Here is a 2363-nt window from a genome sequence, read left to right as displayed (position 1 = left end):
CAGCAAACTACTTGAATTTTCATTCGTTTCATTAATTAATTGCGCTCTGGTAATACTTTCAGGAAAGCTAGGAAAGTTGTCTAATTGAGTTGTTATTTTGCTTGAATCGATTGTATTTTATTAATTCACTGGAACCTACTTCTACAGGTAATCCAGCGAGAGGCTCTTAATTTCTTGCACGCATTAGACATCTCCGAGCATCAAAAATAAAATCAATTATCTCGCAAAAATGATCAATTTTTCCCCTCGTGGAAGGGGTTAGGGGTGGGTTCCCTACTGCCTACTTCCTCTTTTCCGGAATGGTCTATTGTTTATTTGTTCAATTCTACCCAAGCTTGGTTAAAATTTCTCCCTTTGGTTAGTTTTTTTGAACGGTGTTTCTGAATTAAGGTATGAAAATAAAAACTGAATAATTTCAAGTATTTGTCATTAGACATCTCCTCCAAAAGAGGGAATATGGAATAGGGAACAATAATTGATAATTTATGGATAATAATTGATTTTATTTTTGATTTTTACGCCTATGTCTATTCAATAGTTTAGTAATCGTCAAAAAATACAAATCATACCTAAAATCAGTAACGCCTTTTGAACTGATAATACCCGCCTATCAAGTTACACCAAATTCACGCAAAGGTACTTACATTTTAATCTATTTAATCTATAGTTTTCTGCATTTACGTCTAATTTTGGCTACCTACTGTTGTTTATATTATTAAAACAAATATTTCTGAAGAGATAATTTTAAAATTGTCATGTTAAGTTAATTATGGATAAACGTAAAGTTGGGTAATTATTGACATTATTCTCAATTATTTGACGAATTTACTGAATTTGCAGTCTATGATATGATTTTTATAGTCACAGGATTGGTGTAATTAATTTGCAAAAAAAACTCTGGAAACTATATTTAAATCGTATTATGTTAAGTAATTTTAATTTTAATTTGTTGGAGAAAAAAACAATTTTTCTAGAGACAGCTTAACAATAAAAGTCGAAAATTTGACAAAAAACTAGATTTATGTATTTTTGTTTTGGCTATAGGTAAGAATTTCACTGAAATAGAAAAAATTATGGAAAGAATATTAGAACCAGAGGTCATGGACACATGGGAAGAAGCAGAAGAATATGACTCAATGGACTTTTTGGAAGTCAATCAAGCCTTTGCAGAAAGTTCTATAGAAATCGGCCCAAAAAAAGGATTAGTTCTTGATGTGGGTACTGGTACTGCCAGAATACCAATATTAATATGTCAGCAACAACCAGAATGGCAAATTATTGGCATTGATTTATCAAAAAATATGCTGACTATTGGAGAGAGAAATATTGAAAAAGCACAATTACAATCGCAGGTCAAATTAGAATTAGTAGATGCCAAAAAATTACCCTATTCAGAATATAGTTTTGAGATGGTAATTTCTAACAGTATTGTTCACCATTTATCAGAGCCATTACTATTCTTCCAAGAAGTTAAAAGAGTTTTGCAGCCTCTAGGTGGAATATTTATACGAGACTTACTTCGCCCAGAAACTCCAGAATTAAAAGAGGAACTTGTAAACAAATACGCTAGAGATTGTAATCAACACCAACGAAAGTTATTTAGAGACTCTTTGCAAGCTGCTCTAACGATTGTTGAAGTAGAGAAAATAGTTAAAGATGCTGGTATTAAAGAAGTAAAAATATATCAATCATCAGATAGGCATTGGACTGTAGAAAGAAAATGGTCAAAAACAGAAGAGTTTTGAATAGTAACAAATTTATGCCAAGTTTATTTACATTTTAATCATTAGACATCTCCAAAAATCAAAAACAAAATCAATTATTATCCATAAATTATCAATTATTCTTCTCTGTTCCCTGTTCCCTGTTGCCTCTTCTCTGGAGATGTCTATTGAACTTGAGCGATCGCTCCCTAGCCAAATTATTAAAAATCGGCATATTTAAAAAATCAGCTAATGATTAACAGTTCAACTAATTAGGGCTTGCTGATTAATTATAAAAGTATTTACTGATATTAGTTTTAGGGTTTTAGAGTTGAAAAAAGTACCAATTTTTCAGTGGAAAAAGCTCAAAAAGTTAGTATTTTGGGATGATTACGGCAAAAAAATTGAGAGACAATTCTTACTCCTACCTCCTCTATATTCCCTGTTCCTCCTGTCTCCTACCCCAGCAAAAAGACTTTTTCAGCAAACCCTAATTAGAAATTTAATAGATTTTTTTTACTTAATTAGCTAAATCGTAATTATAGCAATATGATTTGAGTTGTGAGATATTGGAGACTTTTGTTTTAGGGAATAGGGAAAAAATGAATATATAAGAATAAGAAAACTGCGATATTTTATGCTTTAAAGGAAAACCTCAAT

General features: G+C 30.9%; 1 protein-coding gene. It reads left to right on the top strand.

Going from position 1 to position 2363, the window contains the following annotated elements; genetic code table 11:
- Positions 1-1073: 1073 nt before the first annotated feature.
- On the top strand, positions 1074-1745 hold the full coding sequence (locus AC3DU7_RS31385; protein ID WP_488043147.1) for a class I SAM-dependent methyltransferase: 672 nt from the start codon (positions 1074-1076) through the stop codon (positions 1743-1745).
- The last annotated feature ends 618 nt before the right edge of the window (positions 1746-2363 follow it).

It is taken from the genome of Okeania sp., assembly GCF_983059655.1.
Note: the sequence above shows the minus strand (reverse complement) of the source record. Positions and strands in the feature narration are given on the sequence as shown.